General features: G+C 66.3%; 21 protein-coding genes. 8 read left to right on the top strand and 13 right to left on the bottom strand.

What is annotated here, in order from left to right:
- Positions 1 to 32 precede the first annotated feature (32 nt).
- Positions 33 to 704, bottom strand: a complete 672-nt coding sequence (locus ACQY46_RS08680) for a ceramidase domain-containing protein (protein WP_428699846.1) — start codon at positions 702 to 704, stop codon at positions 33 to 35.
- A 152-nt stretch (positions 705 to 856) separates the two neighbouring features.
- On the opposite strand from ACQY46_RS08680, the gene moaB reads away from it, so the two are divergent.
- Entirely contained in the window at positions 857 to 1,414 is a 558-nt protein-coding gene (gene moaB, locus ACQY46_RS08675; protein WP_428699845.1) for a molybdenum cofactor biosynthesis protein B, read from the top strand.
- On the opposite strand, the gene ACQY46_RS08670 is transcribed toward moaB, so the two are convergent.
- Positions 1,411 to 2,253 (bottom strand): helix-turn-helix domain-containing protein, encoded by an 843-nt coding sequence (locus ACQY46_RS08670; protein WP_428699844.1) that lies wholly within the window; start codon positions 2,251 to 2,253, stop codon positions 1,411 to 1,413. The two genes, moaB and ACQY46_RS08670, sit on opposite strands and share 4 nt — an antisense overlap.
- 153 nt (positions 2,254 to 2,406) lie before the next feature.
- Between ACQY46_RS08670 and ACQY46_RS08665 the strand changes: the two genes are divergently transcribed.
- On the top strand, positions 2,407 to 3,300 hold the full coding sequence (locus ACQY46_RS08665; protein WP_428699843.1) for a hypothetical protein: 894 nt from the start codon (positions 2,407 to 2,409) through the stop codon (positions 3,298 to 3,300).
- A 110-nt stretch (positions 3,301 to 3,410) separates the two neighbouring features.
- The gene (locus tag ACQY46_RS08660; protein WP_428699842.1) at positions 3,411 to 4,379 is read left to right on the top strand and encodes an MBL fold metallo-hydrolase; all 969 of its coding nucleotides are present in this window, start codon (positions 3,411 to 3,413) and stop codon (positions 4,377 to 4,379) included.
- A gap of 79 nt (positions 4,380 to 4,458) precedes the next feature.
- On the opposite strand, the gene ACQY46_RS08655 is transcribed toward ACQY46_RS08660, so the two are convergent.
- Together ACQY46_RS08655 and ACQY46_RS08650 are read right to left on the bottom strand one after the other, a co-directional pair.
- Complete coding sequence (locus tag ACQY46_RS08655) at positions 4,459 to 5,943, bottom strand: flavin-containing monooxygenase (RefSeq protein ID WP_428699841.1); 1,485 nt, start codon at positions 5,941 to 5,943, stop codon at positions 4,459 to 4,461.
- A gap of 65 nt (positions 5,944 to 6,008) precedes the next feature.
- Positions 6,009 to 6,509: a cupin domain-containing protein gene (locus tag ACQY46_RS08650; protein WP_306027122.1), complete on the bottom strand. Its 501-nt coding sequence runs from the start codon at positions 6,507 to 6,509 to the stop codon at positions 6,009 to 6,011.
- Between the two features lie 290 nt (positions 6,510 to 6,799).
- Here ACQY46_RS08650 and ACQY46_RS08645 point away from each other — a divergent pair, with 290 nt between their 5' ends.
- From ACQY46_RS08645 to ACQY46_RS08630, 4 genes are all read left to right on the top strand, one after another.
- The gene (locus ACQY46_RS08645) at positions 6,800 to 7,792 is read left to right on the top strand and encodes a helix-turn-helix domain-containing protein (protein ID WP_428699840.1); all 993 of its coding nucleotides are present in this window, start codon (positions 6,800 to 6,802) and stop codon (positions 7,790 to 7,792) included.
- A gap of 325 nt (positions 7,793 to 8,117) precedes the next feature.
- Positions 8,118 to 8,348 (top strand): hypothetical protein, encoded by a 231-nt coding sequence (locus tag ACQY46_RS08640; protein WP_428699839.1) that lies wholly within the window; start codon positions 8,118 to 8,120, stop codon positions 8,346 to 8,348.
- A 201-nt stretch (positions 8,349 to 8,549) separates the two neighbouring features.
- Entirely contained in the window at positions 8,550 to 9,680 is a 1,131-nt protein-coding gene (locus ACQY46_RS08635; protein ID WP_428700445.1) for a PA0069 family radical SAM protein, read from the top strand.
- 105 nt (positions 9,681 to 9,785) lie between these two features.
- The gene (locus ACQY46_RS08630) at positions 9,786 to 10,457 is read left to right on the top strand and encodes a ribonuclease HII (RefSeq protein WP_428699838.1); all 672 of its coding nucleotides are present in this window, start codon (positions 9,786 to 9,788) and stop codon (positions 10,455 to 10,457) included.
- A 75-nt stretch (positions 10,458 to 10,532) separates the two neighbouring features.
- Here the strand turns inward: ACQY46_RS08630 and ACQY46_RS08625 are convergent, their stop codons facing one another.
- From ACQY46_RS08625 to ACQY46_RS08585, 9 genes are all read right to left on the bottom strand, one after another.
- On the bottom strand, positions 10,533 to 11,012 hold the full coding sequence (locus tag ACQY46_RS08625) for an ATP F0F1 synthase subunit B (protein WP_428699837.1): 480 nt from the start codon (positions 11,010 to 11,012) through the stop codon (positions 10,533 to 10,535).
- A gap of 10 nt (positions 11,013 to 11,022) precedes the next feature.
- A complete protein-coding gene (locus ACQY46_RS08620; protein ID WP_428699836.1) occupies positions 11,023 to 11,574 on the bottom strand; it encodes a F0F1 ATP synthase subunit B in 552 nt (183 codons plus the stop codon).
- 117 nt (positions 11,575 to 11,691) lie between these two features.
- On the bottom strand, positions 11,692 to 11,919 hold the full coding sequence (locus tag ACQY46_RS08615) for a F0F1 ATP synthase subunit C (protein WP_067220716.1): 228 nt from the start codon (positions 11,917 to 11,919) through the stop codon (positions 11,692 to 11,694).
- 78 nt (positions 11,920 to 11,997) lie between these two features.
- Entirely contained in the window at positions 11,998 to 12,756 is a 759-nt protein-coding gene (locus ACQY46_RS08610; protein ID WP_428699835.1) for a F0F1 ATP synthase subunit A, read from the bottom strand.
- Between the two features lie 84 nt (positions 12,757 to 12,840).
- Positions 12,841 to 13,200 carry an AtpZ/AtpI family protein gene (locus tag ACQY46_RS08605; RefSeq protein WP_428699834.1) on the bottom strand — a complete coding sequence of 120 codons (360 nt, stop codon included), beginning with the start codon at positions 13,198 to 13,200 and terminating at the stop codon, positions 12,841 to 12,843.
- 321 nt (positions 13,201 to 13,521) lie between these two features.
- The gene (locus ACQY46_RS08600; RefSeq protein ID WP_428699833.1) at positions 13,522 to 13,887 is read right to left on the bottom strand and encodes a phospholipid-binding protein; all 366 of its coding nucleotides are present in this window, start codon (positions 13,885 to 13,887) and stop codon (positions 13,522 to 13,524) included.
- A gap of 180 nt (positions 13,888 to 14,067) precedes the next feature.
- Positions 14,068 to 17,532, bottom strand: a complete 3,465-nt coding sequence (smc, locus tag ACQY46_RS08595; RefSeq protein ID WP_428699832.1) for a chromosome segregation protein SMC — start codon at positions 17,530 to 17,532, stop codon at positions 14,068 to 14,070.
- Between the two features lie 84 nt (positions 17,533 to 17,616).
- The gene (locus ACQY46_RS08590) at positions 17,617 to 18,255 is read right to left on the bottom strand and encodes a DsbA family protein (protein WP_428699831.1); all 639 of its coding nucleotides are present in this window, start codon (positions 18,253 to 18,255) and stop codon (positions 17,617 to 17,619) included.
- A gap of 197 nt (positions 18,256 to 18,452) precedes the next feature.
- Positions 18,453 to 19,025, bottom strand: a complete 573-nt coding sequence (locus tag ACQY46_RS08585; protein ID WP_428699830.1) for a DUF721 domain-containing protein — start codon at positions 19,023 to 19,025, stop codon at positions 18,453 to 18,455.
- A 166-nt stretch (positions 19,026 to 19,191) separates the two neighbouring features.
- Between ACQY46_RS08585 and mutY the strand changes: the two genes are divergently transcribed.
- Positions 19,192 to 20,286 carry an A/G-specific adenine glycosylase gene (gene mutY / locus ACQY46_RS08580; RefSeq protein ID WP_428699829.1) on the top strand — a complete coding sequence of 365 codons (1,095 nt, stop codon included), beginning with the start codon at positions 19,192 to 19,194 and terminating at the stop codon, positions 20,284 to 20,286.
- The last annotated feature ends 46 nt before the right edge of the window (positions 20,287 to 20,332 follow it).

The raw sequence follows: 20,332 nt of genomic DNA, 5'->3' as shown, positions 1-20,332 counted from the left end.
CTTCGAATTCGCCCCCATCGGCGCCTCGTCTCTCACGAGCGCAGGCTCGTCCGGATGAGGGTGCGAATCAACAGGTACAGGACCACGGCATTCAGGCAATGCCATACGAAATGCGTTCCCAGAGGGAAAGACGGGCAAAATGGGATATCGGCCGTCCTGAAGGCAAGGGAAATCACGAAGATCGCCCCGACGAGCGCAAGCGGGCCTGCCGCCGCGCGGTTGAGCCGGCGGGCCACCGCCGCCACGGCCAGGATGGCGACGGCCGCCGGCACGTAGCCGGCGGACGAGCCAACCACCCCGGAAAGCAGCGGCGCCACCCCGTAGCCTGCGAACAGGAAGGCAAGGGTCAGCGCCATCGAGGGGACCAGCCCCAGACAAAGAATGCGCCGCATCGCCAGGAAGAAATAGAAATGGATGAAGACGGCAATCGGCACCACATCGGCAAGCACCGACCAGCGCGTGGCGATCGTATGGAACAGAAACGATCCGATGCCGATCACGAAAAGGATGAATATGAGCGCGGGCACCGCCCAGTCATCGGGCGGTGTGCACGGCACCTTGCGGCGCTGTTCGGCGCGCCAGACACGCCATGCGGCCGCAGCGGAAATGAGAAAAGCCGCATTGGTCAGCGCATTGACCGGCTCGGCCCAGAACCCGGGATCGAGCCGTTCGCAATAGGCATCGATGGACCTCGTCCAATCCATCCCCTCGCCTCCTTGCCTCGTTGCGCGGCGAACCCGCTCCCTGGACCTGCGACCGCTCGCCGTCTGGCGTGCGGGTGCCGACGGCCCTATCCTGCACCGCAATCGCGTGCTTGTCTTGCCTGCCCGCAGTCCCTCAGAGGATCACCACGCTCATGCATCGCATTGATGACAGCCGTCCCTTCGTCCCTCTCAACATCGCGGTGCTGACCGTGTCCGACACCCGGTCGCTGGACGAAGACCGCTCGGGCGCGACGCTCGCCGCCCGGATCACCGAGGCGGGCCACGTTCTGGCCGGCCGGGACATCGTCACCGATGACGTGGAGAAGATCCGCGCCGTCGTGAAGGGCTGGACCCTGTCGGACGGCGTCGACGTGGTGATCACCACCGGCGGCACCGGCTTCACCGGCCGCGACGTGACGCCGGAGGCGATCGAGCCGCTGTTCGACAAGCGCATGGACGGTTTCTCGGAGGTCTTCCACCGCATCTCCTACGACAAGATCGGCACCTCGACGATCCAGTCCCGCGCGACCGGCGGCGTCATCGACGCGACCTATGTGTTCGTGCTGCCCGGCTCCCCCGGCGCCTGCAAGGATGCCTGGGACGGCATTTTGAAGTTCCAGCTCGACTACCGTCACATGCCCTGCAACTTCGTCGAGATCATGCCGAGGCTGGATGAACATCTGAAGCGCGGCAAACTGCGCGAAGCCTAAGGGGCGGGTTCCAGTTGTGCGGGATTGACCCCAAAGGTCGCACGGAAGGCCCGGGCGAAATGCGCCCTTGACGCATAACCGACTGCCAACCCGGCCGTCCCGCTTGCCGCGCCTTGCGCGATCAGCCGGCGTGCAACAGCCATTCTCTCTCGGCGCAGGATCACCGACAGCGCCTGCCCTTCGCCCGCAAGGCGGCGCCGGAGCGTCGATTCCGACAGGGCCAGGCGCGTGGCGATGTCGGCTGCCGTCCATCTCCTGTCCGGTTCGCTGCGCACCAGCCGGGCGACACGCTCGGCGATCGTCACGTCGAAGAGCGGCCTTGCGGCCGGCGCATCGTGCAGCAGGGCGAGCAGTTCGTGAAGCCGCGCCGTGCGAAGGACGGCCTCAGCCGGTCCGGCATCAATGGCGTCGGCCGCATGCAGCAGGGCCTGGACCCGCCCGGGCGTCAGGGGAACGACGAAGGTGTCCTGCGCCGGCGCCCGCGCCGCATCGCCCGGGCCGACCTGCGGCAGCATGTCGGGCTCCACCGGCAGGATCAGGGACTGGTAGAGATGCGTCCGTCCATCGGGCTCGTTGACGATCTCCAGGTCGACCGCCGCCGGCAGGACGAATGCCGTGCCGGCAGCAAATCGCTCCGAGACGTCTCCGAGCCACACCTCCTTCGCCCCGGACAGCACAATGCCGATCAGCGGCCGGTCAAGCCGTACGCAGGCCAGCCGCTCCCGTTCGAGCGCGCAATAGGAGAACAGCCCGGGCGCGTGCTCCGAGATCCCGGACACACCCTGAACGCGGTAGCGCGACAAACCCGCGCGCAGCCGGCTTGCCAGTTCGTTTCTCAAAGAACCGTTGTCCATCATGGCGCGAGACTAGGCCATCGGCCGGCGCCCGGCAAAGCCGGTATGACCGGATCGGGTTCAAACCTGATCAGGACGGGACCGCGCGATGCGTCCCGGGGCTCTAGCTTCCGCTCATCTGATGACCGGAGAGACCCCATGCGTTACACACTTGCTCCCCTTTTTGCCGGCGTCCTGGCCGCCCTCGCGTTGTCGCCGGCCCAGGCAGACACGGCGGCCAGGATCATTGAAGGTTTCAGCAATCCCGAAAGCGTTTTGATCGACGGACCGCGCAGGTTCGTCTCCAATCTCGGCGCGAAACTGGACCCGACCGGCCATGACGGCGACGGCTTCATCAGCGAGCTGGACGCTACGGGACGTATCGTCGCCCTGCGCGCCTTCCCGGCGGAAGGCGAGACGCTCGACGCTCCCAAGGGCATGGCGCTTGCAGACGGCCGTCTCTATGTCGCCGACATCGATCGCGTCGTCGGCTTCGATGTTTCCTCCCGCCGGAAGGTCTTCGAGGCTCGCGTTCCGACCGGCGCGCCCGGCCTGCTCAATGACCTGGTGAGCGTGCCGGAAGGGCTTGCCGTCACAGACACGTTGCGCGGCACCGTCTACCGGGTCGATCTGGGGACAGGAGCCTTCACGAGCGTCGCCTCCGGCATCCCCGGCGCCAACGGCATTGCCTGGGACGCGCGCGGGAACAGGCTTCTCGTTGCCGGTCTCGGCGCCCGGTTCGAAGGCGGCGACCTGTTCGAGGTGAGCGTCGATGGCGCGGTGCGCAAGCTCGACAGAGGGCCGCATGGCATTCTCGACGGGCTTGTGTTGCTGCCGGGCGAAAGGATGCTGCTCTCCGACTGGCGGGCGTTCGACCCGCCGACGCCGGGCGTCCTCTCGCTGCATGCCGGAGACGGAACCGAACTGGCAAGGCTGTCGCTGCCGCGCGAGGTTCACGGACCGGCCGATTTTGCCGTGGACACCGCCGCCGGGGCGATCTGGGTGCCGCTGATGCAGGACGGAATGGTGCTGGTGGCGCCCCTGGTGCGCTGAGGGCTGCGGGGAAGCCGTTCACGGATGCGTGATCGTCGCTTCCCCTACGTCCTTCCGGGCCTAAGTTCGGCTTCGACCGTTACAGGCATCCCGACGGGAGGACATCCGACATGAGCATAGTGAACCTGAACCGCCGCGCATTGATCGCCGGCGCCGCCACCGCTGCCCTCGCCGCGCCCGCCATCATCTCCGCGAGCGGGCGCGCGAGCGCCGCCGCCCCGATGCTCGGCGTCGCCACCCCCACCTTCAACCGCGTCAAGGTGGGCGACTTCGAAGTCACCATGATGCTTGATGCGGCCCGCACGATGGACGGTCCGCATCCGATCTTCGGCGAAGACCAGGAAGCGGCGGCCGTATCGGAGCTGCTGGCAGCAAACCACCTGCCTTCCGACAAGATGGTCAACGGCTTCACACCGGTGATCGTGAATACAGGTTCCGAGCTGGTGCTGTTCGACACGGGCCTTGGCGGCGACAACGGATCTCTGACGGCGCAACTCGCCTCCGCCGGATATTCCCCGGAGCAGGTCGATATCGTCGTCCTCACCCACATGCATCCCGACCACATCGGCGGGCTGATGACCAACGGCGCGCCGACCTATCCGAGCGCGCGCTACGTGACAGGTCAGACCGAGTTCGACTTCTGGACCCATGAGGACCGTCTCAGTGGTCCCACCGAGCGGGTCGCCCGACTGGTGCAGACAAACGTCAAGCCGCTTGCCGAAAAGATGACCTTCGTCGGCGGCCACAAGGAAGTGGTGCCCGGCATCCTGGGCCTCGACACGCCCGGCCATACGCCCGGGCACATGTCCTTCCACCTTTCAAGCGCCGGCAAGCAGCTCCTGATCTGGGGCGACATCGCCAATCATTTCGTCGTCTCGATCCAGCGCCCGGACTGGCACGTGCGCTACGACATGGACAAGGAGAAGGCGGCCGCGACGCGCAAGACGATGTTCGACCTGATCATCGCCGAGAAGATCCCCGTCACCGGCTATCACATGCCGTTCCCTGCGCTTGGCTATCTGGAGACCGCCGGAGAAAGCTATCGCTGGGTTCCCGCCGCATATCAGTTCACGCTCTGAGACGATCCGTGGCCCGTTCCGGGTACCGCACCACCGACGGGGCCGGCGCAAGCCGGCCCCGTTTTCGTATCCCCGGCCATCAACCGGCGGAGTAGGCCGGAGCACTTTCAAGGAAGCGACCATAGGCCTCTGCATCCGGCGGGCGGAAGGTCTCCGCAAGAGGATTGCGCCGACGCTCGCGCGCGCCGATATCGGCGAGAAGTTCGTCCAGATGGCGGAAGTGGTAGGGCGCCGAACACAGGCCGCCATAGACTCGGGCGGCGGGCCTGACCGACTGGCGCCACGCCATGTGTTCCTCGATCCAGCGGGTCATTTCCCCCGCATCCGGCTGGCTCTCAAGCTTCCCGTCGGCATAGCGCACCAGCCACTGGGCGGCGATGTCGCTGGTCAGCACGGTGGCAAAGCTCGAGTTGAACCCGACGAAGCCGAGATCCGGCACATCCGGATTGACGATCAACCGGTAGAGCCGGTACTGGCCGTCGGGCGCAACGAGCGCCTCCCGTGTTGCTTCGTCGAGATAGGGCACGCCGAGCTTCCAGCCGACCGCCTGGATCGCCAGGTCGAGTGCGATCCGCTCGCCGCCCGACAGAACGACCTCGCCGTCCCCATAGCGCTCGAACGTGCCTTGAACGGCCCTGATCTTCCCCTTTTTCACAAGCTCGAAGAACCCTTCCGTGGCGATCGGCAGTCCGCAGGAGATGGTGCTTTCGATTGGCTGGCTGGGGCGCATGCCGAGCCGCTTCAGTCCGAACTGGGTCGTCAAGAGGGTCTCAAGGCCCCGCCAGTTGGCCCAGACAAGCGGCTTCGCCAGGGCGCGGACCATACGGGCAACGCGCCCCTCGCCCCAGGGCGGAAACATGCATTCGGACGCTCGGCAATAGAGGATATGCTTGAAGTTCACCAGGCCGCCAAACCGATAGGGAACCCGCCAGACCGGCTCCAGGTAGACGATGGCGACCTCCTCGGCCCCTTCCTTTACCGCGTTGACGGCAACATCCGTCGCCGACTTGGAGAAGCCGAGGACGACGACCTTCCGCCCCCTGACCAGCGCCGGATCTGTGTATTCGCTCGAATGGAGGATGCGTCCGCCGCCGTCAAGAAACGCCTCCTCGCCCGGGTGGTGCAGGCGGTTGGGGTCGGTGAAAGTGCCGCTTGCCACCACGACGAAGTCGAAGCCCTCGCGAGCGCGGGTGCCGTCCTGGCCCTCGACCTCCAGGTCCCAGCCGCCGCCCGCGCGCCGGTGCATCGCGCTCACGCTCCGGCCGAACCGGATCAGCGGCAGCAGGTCGAACCGCCCGGCGAACTCCGTGAGATAGGCATGGACCTGCGCCCCGCTCGGCCACTCGGGAAAGTCCTTCGACATGGCGAGCCCGGTGTAGCGGTAGAGATCCTTGGGGCTTTGCGTCCTGATACCCGGATAGGAACGCGACGGGGCCCACACTCCGCCAAGCTCCTGGCTGCGTTCGAGCACGGTCACCTCGTGCCCCTTGTCCCGAAAGGCGCGCGCGGACGCAAGTCCGCTGACGCCGGCGCCGATGACGCAAACGCGCTTGCGATTGACCATGGTTCCTGTCCCTGCTTGCCTGAAATCGGTGCCCGCCCCGGCGGGCACACCGCGAGATGTCCGGCTCAGACCTTCAGTTCGAGCGGATCGAAGACCATGTCCTCGGGCTTGAGGAAGAAGACTTCGCGCAGGGCCGATTGGCGCACGACCTCCGCCGGATCGCCGAGATTATGCAGGTTGTCGAAGAGCTCGCGCAGGCGGCGCGCGGGGCTGACCCAGAAGATCGCCCGGGCCGGCTTGTCGGTGAGATTGTAGTAACCGTGGGGAATGCCCATCGGCATGCGCACGACATCACCCGGATGCGCCTGGTGGTGCTGCCCGTCGAGATAGAGGTCGAAGCGGCCCTCGAGCACATAGATGAACTCGTCCTGGGTCGGATGGACGTGCGGCGGCACGAACGTGCCGGGAGGGTCGAGCGTCTCGAAGGAGAAGCAGGCCTCGCCTTCCGTCTTCATCCAGTAGGTGTGGCCGAGAATGCTCCACTCCACCCCGTCATGGCCGGTTCCCGCCCGGGTGATGCCCGGATCGGTGTTGACCTTCACCATGTTGGCGATTGCCTTGCTCATTCGAAGTCTCCCCTCTGGCGCGCATCGCGCGCATCCGTCCTCTGGCGCGGGCCGTACACGCATGTCTGATCGCGGTGCCGGCTCTTGTTCGCATCTCCAATGAAAGCGCGTGTCCGCGCACGGCGTCTATCCGCTAAACGCTGCCCCTGTCCGTAAAACGCAGCTCGTCACGCATTTTGCCGGCTTTCCGGCGCGGATGACGTGCCCCGGTCCCCGTGCTAGGCTTTTCGCCAACAAGGACCGAAAACGGTCCGGCTTCCAGAGGACGGGTTTACGATGACAGGTGCGCCATGACGGCGGCGCGCGTGCCGCTTGCCGACTACGGGAAGGTGGCCACGCGGGACGTCCACCAGGCGGCCGAACAGGTCGGCCGCATTTTCTGCGCGCACCGGCTTGCGCCCCTCGACCGGGCTCCGGGTTTCAACGCGCTCCACAATCACTGCCGCTTTCCCGGCGGATCCATCAACTACGTCGCCTATGGCGGGGATGTCGAGATCGATCCCGGTTGCCTGGAGCGCTTCTTTCTCCTGCAGATCCTGCTGAAGGGGGCGGCCGAGATCCGCTGCGGCGGCAGGACGACCGAAACAAGCCCCGGGCAGGCGGCCTCGCTCCTGTCGCCAACGCAGCCGTCCGTCATGCGCTGGCGGGCCTCCTGCGGCCAGTTGATCCTCATGCTCGACCGGGCGCCGGTCGAAGCCGCCGTCTCGGAACTCCTGCAGGAAGATGTCGGCGAACTGGTGTTCTCCCCTCGCGTGCGGCTTGACGGCGACTTCGGCCGCACGCTCTTTGCCCAGGTTTCCCGACTGGCCGCACGGGCCGAAGCAGGCAGCGCCGAGAGCGATGCGGTGCTGGCGCGGATCGGCGACACGATTGCCCAGGCCCTGATCTGGAACCAGGACAGCAACCGCCGCCTGCTGCTGCTGAAGAGCGAAGATCGCACGCCCCTGCCCCCCGCGCGCATCGCGCGGGCGCTCGGCTATCTCGACGCCCATCTGGAGGACCCGCTCGACGTGGCGGATCTTGCCCGTCATTGCGGCTGTTCCATCCGGGCCTTGCAGACCGCCTTTCGCCGACATTGCGGGGAAACCATCACCGCAACCCTGGAGACGCGCCGTCTTGCCCTGCTTCGCCAGCGCCTTCTGTCCCGCGACAGGGATTACAGTGTAACCGAGCTCATCCACGCCTGCGGCTTTTCACATCTGGGACGCGCAGCACTTGCCTATCGTCAGGCCTATGGAGAACGCCCGAGCGACACGCTGCGCGCCTCAAGAGCCTCCATGTGAACTGTTCCTCGCATGGAGACGGCAGGGAACCGCATATTATTGAGAATTATCGAAAGTTAATCCTGCCAATAATCACAATCATTCACTAAATTTCTCCCTGTATTCAATTTGCTATACTCCTTCAAAGAATTCATAAACTTGAAACGAAAAACGGTTTTATCCTCAATCGCCCGATAATAGTCATGTTGTTTTCCCTAATTCTCCTTCTCTCGATCACTTTTGAGACCGACTTCGACTTCACCTTGCTTCCCGTGAACGGCTGCAGGCCGCTCATCGGTTGGCCGGCTCAAGGCCGTGCCAAACCAGAACCGGAAGGAATCTGACCATGAAGAGACTGTTCATCGCCCTCGCCGCCCTTGCCTTCACCGGGGCAGCCGTCGCTCAGGGTGCCAGCTTCGCGGACATTGATGCCGACCAGAGCGGTGACCTGACCTATGCCGAGGTGACCGCAATCGCTCCCGAAGTCACGATGGAGGCTTTCTCCGCAGCCGACGCCGACCGCAACGGTTCGCTCTCGGAGGCCGAGTTTGCCGTCCTTGCCGGCAGTGGCGGGTAACCCCCTCCCCGTTCGCCACGGCTGATGCCGCCGCCCCGTCTGGCCAATGCCAGGCGGGGCGGTCGCGCTGTCCGGCAAGAGCACCCGGGACATCTGTTCTCGAAAGGCGGGGATGACGCCGAATCCGGTTCTCAGTCGAATTTGTTCCTGATATGTTCCATGAGCGGTCCATTCGGGACGACAGTGGAGCAGGCGACAGGCATGCGTGCCAACAGCAAGAAGCCCGACCTTTCCTCAAGCAGCGAGGGCAAGAGCGATATCGCCGATATCGATGCGCATCGCGGCCGCGGCCGCGGGGCCGGCCTCAACATGGCCGGTCGTTACGAGCGCGAGAGCATCGAGGCCTTCGATGACGGCTGGGGAACCCTTGAAACGCTGCCGCCGTTCAAGACCCATCTCCAGGAAGAGCGCGCCCGGACGATCATCACGCGCAACGAATCGCCCGACATTTCCTTCGACCGGTCCATCAATCCCTATCGCGGGTGCGAGCACGGCTGCGTCTACTGCTTCGCCCGGCCGAGCCATGCCTATATAGGCCTGTCTCCGGGCCTGGATTTCGAAACCCGGCTGACGGTCAAGCCGAATGCCGCCGAGCTGCTGGAGCGCGAGCTGTCGCGTCCCGGATACACACCGCGCACCATCGCCATCGGCACCAACACCGATCCGTACCAGCCGGTCGAGCGGGAGCAGAAGCTGATGCGCGACATCCTGTCCGTTCTCGACAAGTGCAATCACCCGGTCGGGATCGTGACGAAATCGGCGCTGGTGCTGCGCGATGCCGACATCCTTGCATCGATGGCCGAGCGCGGTCTGGCGCGCGTCGCCATCTCGATCACCACGCTCGACCGCAAGCTGGCGCGGACGATGGAACCGCGTGCAGCAACGCCCCAGAAACGGCTCGACGCCGTTCGCGGCCTCTCGCAGGCCGGCATACCGACTTCGGTGATGGTGGCGCCGGTCATCCCGGCGCTGACCGATTCGGAGATGGAGCGGATACTGGACGCCGCCTCGGAACATGGCGCGGCGGGCGCCGGATACATCCTGCTGCGATTGCCGATCGAGGTCAGCCCGCTGTTTCGCGACTGGCTGCTGCGCCACCGGCCCGACAGCTACCGCCATGTCATGAACCTGATCCGCTCGATGCGCGGCGGCAAGGACTATGACGCGGAATGGGGCAAGCGCATGCGCGGCGAAGGCCCCTATGCGAAACAGCTCGCCAACCGTTTCGCACTTGCCTGCAAGCGGCTCGGGCTGAACCGGACGCGCAAGCCGCTTGCAACCGACGCCTTCATCCGGCCCACCGCCGGAGGCGTCCAGCTGCAGCTCTTTTGAGCGCGCCCTGCCAAACCAGCCAAGCCAGGTCCCGGCAACGGCAACTTCCCGTGGATCAGCCCACAAGCGACTTGCGGCGCGCCGGTCCGCCGCCGACGATGCGCCATGGCCCTTTCGCTCCAGACGACCCTGCATCTCGATCTCCCCTCCCGCCTCTCACCGAAAAAGGAGGCGCGTCTGGCTGCGGATTTCGAGGGCCGTCTTGCCGGCATCGACGAAGCCGGTCGGGGGCCGTGGGCGGGGCCGGTCAGCGTTGCCGCCGTCATTCTCGACCACAAGGCGCTGCCGCGGGGACTGGACGACTCCAAGGCGCTCGCCGAGCGCGACCGCGAGCGGCTCTACGGCGAGATCCTTGCAAGCGCGACTGTCGCTGTCGCCTTCGCCTCGCCGGCACGCATCGATGAGTTGAACATCCGCGCCGCGACGCTCGACGCCATGGCGCGCGCGGCACGGGCATTAGAGACCCTCCCTGCGGCGTGCCTTGTCGACGGGCGCGACGTGCCACCGGGCCTGCCGTGTCCCGGTCAGGCCGTCGTGAAGGGGGATGCGCGCATGCTTTGCATCGCGGCCGCCTCGATCGTTGCCAAGGTCGCCCGGGACCGGCTGATGACCCGCATGGACGGCATATGGCCCGGATACGGCTTCGCGGCCCACAAGGGCTACGGCACTGCCGCCCATGCCCTGGCCCTTGCCCGGCTCGGCCCCTGCCCGCTGCATCGCCGGAGCTTCCGCCCGGTGCGCGCCCGGATCGAGGAGGCAAGCCGGGACAGCGCCTGAGCCGAAAATGCCTGCCTCAAACGAAAACGGCCCCTTGCGGGGCCGTCTCAATCCAGCGGGAGAGAGCAAGACGCGTCAGTTGAAACGCGACTTCACTTCCTCGATGCTTTTGGCCAGAAGATCCTCGCCAACCGCGCCCGACACCTTCTTGGAAAGGATCGTCTCGGCGGCAGCAATCGCGATATCCGCCGCGCGGCTGCGCACTTCGGCGATCGCCTGGCTCTCTGCCTGGGCAATCTTGCGCTCGGCCGCGCTCGTGCGGCGCGCGATCATTTCCTCAAGGGCGGTGTTCGCCTCAAGCGTCAGGCGGTCCGCCTCGCGCTTGGCTTCCGCGACGATTCCCTCCGCCTCGGAAACGGCCTCCTGGCGACGGCGCTGGTAGTCCGCCAAGAGGGCCTGGGCCTCCTCGCGCAGACGGCGGGCGTCCTCAAGCTCCTTGCGGATGGTGTCCGCGCGCTTGTCGAGCGAAGCGCCGACCGTAGCCGGGATCTTGAAATAGGCGACCAGGCCGAGAAAGATGACGAGGCCGACCAGAGCCCATGCTGAAGCGTCCATCAGGCTGTCCTCACTTCATCGCCGTATCGACGGCCTTGGTAAGTTCGGTCTTGGTCGGCGCCTTGCCGATCAGGGCCTCGACCAGTTCCGACGTCGTGCCGGTGGCGATCTCGCCGACATTCTCGAGCGCCGCGCGCTTGACGTCCCCGATCCGGGTCTCGGCTTCCGCCAGCTTCGCTGCAAGCTCGCCTTCGGTCGCGGCACGGCGCGCCTCGACGTCGCTCTTCAGCTTGTCGCGGGTTTCCTGGGCGATCTTGTGGGCGTTGGTACGCGCCTCCGCCAGGGCCTGCTCATAGGCGGCGATCGCGGCGTTGCTCTCTTCGTTCAGACGGTTCGCTTCCGCGATGTCCCCCGCGATGCGGTCGCGGCGATCCTCGAGGATGCCACTGATACGCGGAAGGGCAACCTTGCTCATGATCCAGTAGAGCAGGCCGAAGGTAATCGCCAGCCACAGGATCTGCGACGCGTAGGTGGTTCCGTCGAACGGCGGAAACGTTCCGGGGGAGTGCGCGTCGGCGGGCACCTGTGTGCCGGACGTGGTATCGGCGCTAGTCGTGGCCATCTGTCTCTCCAATGCCGCAGCTTACGCTGCATCGCGGCGGCCGCGATGCGATGACCGGGCACGACTGGCGCGCCCGGTCAATAATCTCGCGTCGCTGACGCAATTCGACGTCGTGGATCAGACGGCGAACAGCAGGAGAAGCGCGACGAGAAGCGAGAAAATGCCGAGCGCCTCGGTCACGGCGAAACCGAAGATGAGGCGGCCGAACTGGCCATCGGCGGCAGACGGGTTGCGCAGGGCGCCCGACAGGTAGCTGCCGAAGATGTTGCCGAGGCCGAGAGCCGTACCGGCCATGCCGAGACAGGCGAGACCTGCACCGATGTACTTTGCTGCTTCAGCTTCCATGACACTTGCTCCTTGAGATAAGTTTTCAGCGACGAAACGACGGCTCCGCCTTATTGCGGAGCCGAACCAAACTGACTTCTAGTGGCTCGGATGCAGCGCATCGTTGAGGTACATGCAAGTCAGAACCGTGAACACGTAGGCCTGCAGGAAGGCCACGAGGAACTCCAGGCCGGTCAGCGCGACCGTCATCGCCAGCGGCAGGATCGACACGAGCGGGCCGAAGATGCCCAGACCTTCCGCCGCGATCAGCGAGGTGACGAAGCCGGCGAACACCTTCAGGGTGATGTGTCCCGCCAGCATGTTGGCGAAGAGACGAACCGAGAGGCTGACCGGGCGCGACAGGAACGAGATGATCTCGATCGGCGTCACCAGGAAGAACAGTGCCGGCGGCACGCCATCCGGGGTGAACAGCTTGAGAAACTTCAGCCCGTGCTTGGCGAAGCCGTAGATCATCACCGTACCGATGACCACCATAGCCAGCGCGAAGGTGACGATCAGGTGGCTGGTGACGGTGAAGAAATACGGGAACATGCCGATCAGGTTGGCGATCAGCACGAACATGAAGAGCGAGAACACCAGCGGGAAGAACCGCATGCCCTCGTTGCCGGCCGAACTTCGCAACGTGTTGGCGACAAACTCGTAGGACATTTCCGCCAGGGACTGCCAGCGCCCCGGAACGAGACCGCGACCGCCGGTCGATAGCATCAGGAACGTCGCGACGACGGCCGTGGTGGCGACCATGAACAGGGCGGAATTGGTGAAGGACAGATCGAGGCCGCCAACCTCAATCGGGACGAGATTGATGATCTTGAACTGGGAGATCGGATCGTTCGCCACCGGGTCGGCCCCTCTTTAGCGGTCGCATTTCGCGCGCACGCGCCATGTCTGTTCGCGCAAAAGCGCCATGATTCTGGTTTCAAACTACCCGTCGTTCATCCTGTCCTTCTGCTCCGCCATCAAACCGGCGGAACGCAGGACATTCAGAACGCCCGCGACGAAGCCCAACAGCAGGAACACGATCAAGCCCCAGGGACTTGTACCGAACCCTTTGTCGATCATCCAGCCGATGGCCGCCCCGACCAGAATGCCGGCGACGAACTCCGTCGACAGCTTCATGGCCTGCGCGTAACCTTGGCCCGCACCAGAGGACGCGCGCTTGTCCGCCTCGGCGGACTTCGTCGTTCGTTCCTCAAGCGAGCGCACCAGCCGGTTCTTTCGCTCGGACAGTTCCGCTTCCGTCGGCCGTTGACCGTTGCCTGGTCCGTTCTCGTCCGGAGACATCACTACCGTCCCCTTTCCTCGATACGCACCGGCCCGCGCCGCCTGCCCCTGGAAGCCGGGCGCACCATAGTCGGCACCCCTGCACCTGTCAAGAACGCTTGCGTGATACTTAACATATTGAATTCAATACCTAATCGTTGTCCGAACATAGCGCGATCGAGCTTTTCCGGCAGAGGGCGCGCGGCGATGCCGCAGCGCGGCGCAAGAGCCGTGCGCCGCGTCCTTGCACGAGAATCCGCGGGATGGGGACCCGGCGGCCCGGCAACCGCCGGAGCCGGCGCGCGCGAAGACCGCCCGTCCCCGGGTTGCTGCGCCTGCGAGCTACGGAAAAGCCCGTCGTCCTTTCGCGTTCGCCAGGACCTTGCCTGCCGAATCCAGCGCCTCCACCCGGATTTCATAGGTGTGCCGGGTCGGAGGACAGGGACCGCGATACCGGAACGCGCCGTAAGGCAACTTGTTCTTGCCTGCATAACCGACCGTCCCGCCACCGTGGTTGTAGTTGATCGCATTGAGGTCGACCATCTTGAAGCGGAGCTTCACGGTTCCCTTTGGGACCTTGGACAGGCTGATAGGGGGAGACTTCGAATCGAAACATTTCGCAGTCGGTCCCCAGGTAAAGCTCATCGACATCGCCGAAGCAGCGGAAACCGAGCAAACGAATGCAATGGCAGCAAGCAGAATTCGCATTGTCATCCCCCAGACTGAAATGCCGCTGCTCCCCTTGCATGACGGGCTCAATGCCCGCAGGAGACGTGGCTTTGCGTCAATCCTTGCAACGTAGCACGTGGCATGAAGAAGGGGTATCGAATGCCGCTGCGTTCCGCCGCTGAAGCCCGTGCTTGCCGTGCAAGCATCTTGCGGGTCGCCTCAGCCGGCTTCGAGGAACCGCTCCGCTGTGTCCAGATCGACGGACACGAGCTGCGAAACGCCGCGCTCCGCCATCGTGACGCCGAACAGGCGGTTCATCCGGGCCATGGTGATCGGATTGTGCGTGATGACGACGAAGCGGGTGGCGGTCGAGCGGGTCATCTCGTCGAGCAGGTCGCAATACCGCTCGACATTGGCATCGTCCAGCGGTGCATCGACCTCGTCGAGCACGCAGATCGGCGCCGGATTGGTCAGGAAGACGGCGAAGATCAGCGCCATGGCGGTCAGCGCCTGCTCGCCGCCCGACAGCAAGGTCATCGTCTGCGGCTTCTTGCCCGGCGGCCGGGCGATGATCTCGAGGCCCGCATCCAGCGGATCCTCCGCATCGACGAGCTGCAGCTCGGCCGTGCCTCCGCCGAACAGGTGGGTGAACAGGCGCTGGAACTGCGCGTTGACCGTCTCGAAGGCAGCGAGCAGGCGTTCGCGCGCCTCCCGGTTGATGTTGGAGATCGCGCCGCGCAGCCGCTTGATCGCCTCGATCAGGTCGTCACGCTCGCCGACCAGGGTGCCGCGCTGCGTCTCGATCTCGGAAAGTTCGTCCTCGGCACGCAGGTTCACGCCGCCAAGCCGCTCGCGCTCGGCCTTCAGTCTCTCGACGCGCCGCTCGATGCCGTCCGGCTCGGGCAGCGGCGCGCCCTCCTTCAGGCCGGCCAGCCCCGGCAGTTCCGAAACCGCCGCTTCCAGCGCCTCGTCGATCCGCGCCTCGACTTCCGCCTTGCGCCCGCGCGCCGCCGTCAGCCGTTCTTCCGCGCGAATGCGGCGCTCGCGCGCCTCTCCCAATTGCGACAGCGCGGCCTGCGCCTCCGCATCGGCGGCACGCTGCGCAGCTTCGGCGCCGACCAGAAGATCGTCGGCGGCCCGGCGCGCCTCCTCGGCAGCGGATATTTCGGACAGCAGCGCGCGGCGCTTCAGCTCGATATCCTCGGGCGCCTCGACGAGCGCGGCGCGTTCCTCTTCCGCCGTCCCGATGCGCTCGCCCAGTATCTCGATCTGCTGGCGTGCACCGGAGGCACGCTGCACCCAGCTCGCCCGCTCGCGGCCGATCGCTTCCATCCGGCGGCGGCGCATGTCCGCCTCCCGGGCAAGACCGTCGGCAGCGGCCCGCTCGCGCGACAGGGCAGCGCGCGCCTCCGCCGCTTCCGCCCGGGCCGTGTCGATCGCCCGCGACAGGTCGCCATCGCCGGCGATACCGGCAAGCGCCGCCTCGGCGGTCCCCACCGCCTCGCGTGCCTCGCCAAGATCGGTTTCCAGCCGCTCGACACTCTCGCGCAGACCCGCCAGCCTTGCTTCGGCCTCCGCATGGGCCCGCTCCAGGCGCAGCACCTCCTGGCGCGCGGCATCCGCCGCCCCGCGCGCGGCCTTGACCTCCTGGCGCGCGGCCTCCTCGGCCTCGCCGGCGCGGGCAAGCCTTGCCCCGGCATCCTCGAACGCCGCGCGCAATGCCGTCAAACGCTCGGCGCCCGTGGCAATCTCCGTCTCCAGCGCGGCGAGACGGTTCTTGCGCGCCAGGCGCTGCGCCGCCGCGGTCGGCGCATCGGCCGCAATGGTAAACCCGTCCCAGCGCCAGACCGCCCCGTCCCGGTTGACCAGCCTCTGCCCTGGCCGCAGGAGGGGCATCAGGCGCGCGCCCTCCTCCCCTTCGACGACACCGATCTGGGCAAGCCGCCGCGCCAGCGCCTGAGGCGCCTCGACAAAGCGGGCCAGCGCCTCGACGCCCTCGGGCAGCGCCGGATCGGACTCTCGACCTGCCTCGCCCCGGTCCGTCCAGCGCATCGGCGCATCGCCGCCAAGAGGCGCATCCAGATCCTCGCCCAGCGCGGCCCCGAGCGCCGTCTCGTATCCGGGAACCGCCGACATCGCATCGACGACCGGCGGCCAGTCGCCAACCTGTCCGGCAGCCAGCACATCGGCCAGCGTGCGCGCCTCGGTCTCCAGCCGGGAGAGCCCTGCTTCCGCCTCGGCGAGCGGCATGCGCGCCGCTTCCAGCCCGGTGCGCCCGGCCCTTGTGCGTTCCTCGGCGGACAGCGCCAGCTCCTCCGCCGCATCCAGCCGCTCCTCGGCAACGATCAGAGCCTCTCGGCCAAGCTCGAGGTCCGGAGCGTCTTCCAGTTCGCCCTGCAGGCCGGAAAGTTGCGCCGCCGCCTCGCCATGCTGGCGGGCCAGCCGGTCGGACCTCTGGCAGGCTGCCTGATGCGCCTCGGCCAGTTGCTGGCGTCTTGCATGAAGCGCGGCCTGTTCGCCGGTCAGCGCGGCTAGCCTCTCCTCCGCCACCTGTACCGCCTCGCCGGCCGCCTCGACGAGAAGCGCCGCCTCGGCCGCGCTTTCCTCCTCGGCAAGGGCCTCGCCGCGCAGGTCCTCTTCTTCCTCGGCAAGCCGGGCGAGGTGCTCGTCGTTTTCGGAGATCAGCGCCTGTTCGCGGGCAATATCCTGGTGGAGCTGCTGCAGGCGCCCGGCAAGATCGGAGAGCCGTTCGCGCACCCGGCGCTCCTCACCGTCAAGTTCGTTGCGCGCCAGGACGAGCCTCTGCACCGCCGCGCCGGCGCGAGCGGCGGCGTCGCGCGCCTCCGGCACCTTGTAGGAGGCGATCGCCTGCGCCTTGGCCGCCTCCGCCTGACGGGCCGCCACCTCGCGCACGCCCTTCTCCGCCTCGGCGAATTCGGCGTCCGCTGCCGCCAGCCTGTCGCGGCAGTCGACCCAGCGCAGGTAATAGAGCGCAGCCTCGGCGGAGCGGATTTCGGCGGAAAGGTTGCGGAACCGGCTTGCCTGACGGGCCTGCCGGCGCAAGCTGTCGAGCTGGCCGTCGATCTGGACGAGCACATCCTCCAGCCGGTCCAGGTTCTGCTCCGCCGCGCGCAGCCGCAACTCCGCCTCGTGCCGGCGCGAATGCAGGCCCGAGATGCCGGCGGCCTCTTCCAGGATCTGCCGTCGGGACGTCGGCTTGGCGGCGATCAGTTCGCCAATCTGCCCCTGCCGCACAAGCGCCGGCGACCGCGCGCCGGTGGAGGCATCGGCAAACAGAAGCTGCACGTCGCGGGCGCGCACGTCACGGGCGTTGATCTTGTAGTTGGAGCCGGATTCGCGCTCGATACGGCGCGTCACTTCCAGCATGTCGGCGTCGTTGAAACCGCTCGGCGCCGTGCGCTCGGCATTGTCGAGGAAGAGCGTGACTTCCGCCGTGTTGCGGGCCGGGCGGTTGAGGCTGCCGGAAAAGATCACGTCGTCCATGCCGGACGCGCGCATGTTCTTGTAGGAATTCTCGCCCATGACCCAGCGCAGGGCCTCGACAAGGTTGGACTTGCCGCAACCATTGGGACCGACGACGCCGGTCAGGCCGTCGCCGATGATGAACTCCATGGGTTCGACAAAGGACTTGAAGCCCAGGACGCGCAGCTTGTTGAACTTCATGGATGCGGTGTCGCTGGGATCTGGCGGGAAGCGCGCGCGAAACGGCGCAGGCCCGCGCCTGTCGCGTTTCGCGCCGAAAGCCCCCTAGAGGTACTTCGCGGCTTCCTTGTCGAGTTGCTCAACACTGATCGCACCGCTTACCTTGTTTCCGTTGAAGAAGAAGGTCGGCGTGGAGTCTACGCCGAAGTCCGATGAGGCACGGTCGCGCGTCGCGTTGATCCCGTCAAGCAGAGCCTGATCCGTCAGCGTCTTTTCGAAGCTTTCCTGTGTGAACCCGATCTGCTTGGCGAAATTCAGCAGCGAATTGTAGGGATCGTTGCTGAAGGCCCAGTTGCGCTGCTCGGCGAACATGACGTCGATCACGTCGAAATATTTATCCTCCGGAACCGACCTGGCGAGCATGAAGGCGGCGGCGGCCACCGGATCGAGCGGAAACTCGCGGAAGATGAAGCGCGCCTTTCCGGTCTCGATATATTCCTTCTTAAGGTGCGGATAGGTGGCCTTGTGGAAATTGGCGCAATGCCCGCAGGTCATCGAGGCGTACTCGACGATGGTCAGCGGCGCGCCTTCCTCGCCAAGAACCTTCTCGGGCAGCGTGCCCGGCTCCAGCAACTTGTCCATGTCCACCGACTGGGCCAGTGCCGGAAGCGCTGAAAGCGCGGTGCCCGCAGCCAGAAGCCCGGCGGAGGAACGGAGGATCAACTGTCGGCGGTTCAAGGTCACGAGCGCTATCCCATCTCAGTGCGTTGGTCGCGAATATGCATCAAATCCTTGCGCGAAACGGCGCATGGCCGCAGGAGGCTGTTTATCGCCTTTCACGCATGCGTCAACCGACACGCAGAATATGGCGTCTTTGGGAGTGCCGGAAGAGCGATCGCCGCCTGTCGATCACAACCTCGCGAGGGGGAGAAAGAGAAGCCTCAGCGGGACTTGGCAAGGACGGCCCTGCCCAGCTTTTCAAGGGCGGCTCCCAACGCGGTGCCCTCGACCGGGCGCAGCACATCGGACAGTTCCGCCTCCTCCGCACTTGTCAGTGCCCTGAGCCTTGGCGGAGCCTTGCGGCGCGGCGGGGTCAGCGGCCGCTGCAGGATGCGGATCCGCCCGACCGCGGCCCAGCCGAAGAAGCCGTTGATCCGCTCGATCACCTGCGGCATGTCGTGGGTCAGCATCAGCGCCGTGGCGCCGTCGGTCTGGACGGTGAGCGTCGCCGGACGCGCCTGGCCATCCGCATCGTCCCTTTGGCCGCGCTCGCGCGGCCAGTCGAGCCGCGTCGGCTGGACCCGTCCGGCATAGCGCTCGCCAACAATGTCGGGCCAGTCGGCGACAAGATCGGAGGCGGCGAAACCGCGCTGCCGGCACGCCTTGTCGAGGCTGGCCCCGATCAGATCGGCAAGCGGACGCGCACGTGTCACCCGCCGCATGTAGGCCCGGGTCTGCGTACCCTGCCCTCGCGCGGCCGGACGTCCGGACCCTTTTGCCTGCGAATCGCTCATCAATCGAGTGTCGCCCGTCAATTGCGACCCTTTTGCGACAAAATCTGCCGAACTCCCCGTTGTTTCAGCCTGCTGCTCCTTTGCGGAAGCCCCAATCCACAGGCCCGCACCCCCCGGATGCGAAAGACACTTGAAATCGCGGCCTGCCACCCGATCCTGTGTGCCGATGACCATCCTGGACCATGCCCCCTCCCCCGACCTCGCGGCCGACCTGCTTGCCTGGTACGACACCCATGCCCGCGCCCTGCCCTGGCGGGTGCCGCCGGGGTCGCGGCAGGCCGGGACGCGCGCCGATCCCTATCGGGTATGGCTGTCGGAAATCATGCTGCAGCAGACGACCGTCCAGGCGGTCAAACCCTACTTCCTCGACTTCACCGCACGCTGGCCGACGGTTGACGATCTTGCCCGCGCCGACGAGGCCGATGTGATGAAGGCATGGGCGGGGCTTGGTTATTATTCCCGGGCCCGCAACCTGAAGGCCTGCGCCGAAACCGTGGCGCGCGAGCATGGCAGCCGGTTCCCGGAGACGGAGGAGGCGTTGCGCGCGCTGCCGGGCATTGGCCCCTACACGGCCGCTGCGATCGCAGCGATTGCCTTCGACCTGCCGGCGACCGTGGTCGATGGCAATGTCGAGCGGGTGATATCACGGCTCAGGGCGATCGAAACGCCGCTTCCCGCCGCCAAGGCCGACATCCGCGCCTTTACCGCCGAACTCGTGCCGCAGGAACGACCCGGCGACTTCGCGCAGGCGATGATGGATCTCGGCGCCAGCCTGTGCAGCCCGCGCCGGCCCGCCTGTGCGCTGTGTCCCTGGTCGGCCCCTTGCGCGGGGCGCGCGGCCGGCATCGCCGAGACGCTGCCGCGCAAGGCACCGAAAGCACCCAAGCCAACGCGGCGCGGGATGGCGTTTGTGGTGATCCGCGCCGACGGGGCCGTGCTGCTGCGCAGACGCCCGCCGAAAGGCCTCCTTGGCGGCATGAGCGAACCGCCGGTCAGCACCTGGGGCGAGGATATCGGCACCGACGACCTTGCCCTTGTGCCTGCGGAACTTGGCGCGATGAAACTGCGCTGGGCGCGCATTGCCGGAGACGTGCGTCACACCTTCACCCATTTCCATCTCGAGCTGGGAATCTGGCGGGCGGAAGCTTCGGCAGCGCTCGCCATTCCGGCCGGGCACTGGTGGTCGACGACGCGCGATCTCCCCGGAGAAGCACTGCCCACGGTGATGCGCAAGGCCGTGGAGGCGGGCCTGAGGCGCTGAGGACGGCATCAAAGCCGTTGCGCTTTGCCGCAAACTGCCGCATAGA

It is taken from the genome of Stappia sp., assembly GCF_965276915.1.
Classification (GTDB): domain Bacteria; phylum Pseudomonadota; class Alphaproteobacteria; order Rhizobiales; family Stappiaceae; genus Stappia.
Note: the sequence above shows the minus strand (reverse complement) of the source record. Positions and strands in the feature narration are given on the sequence as shown.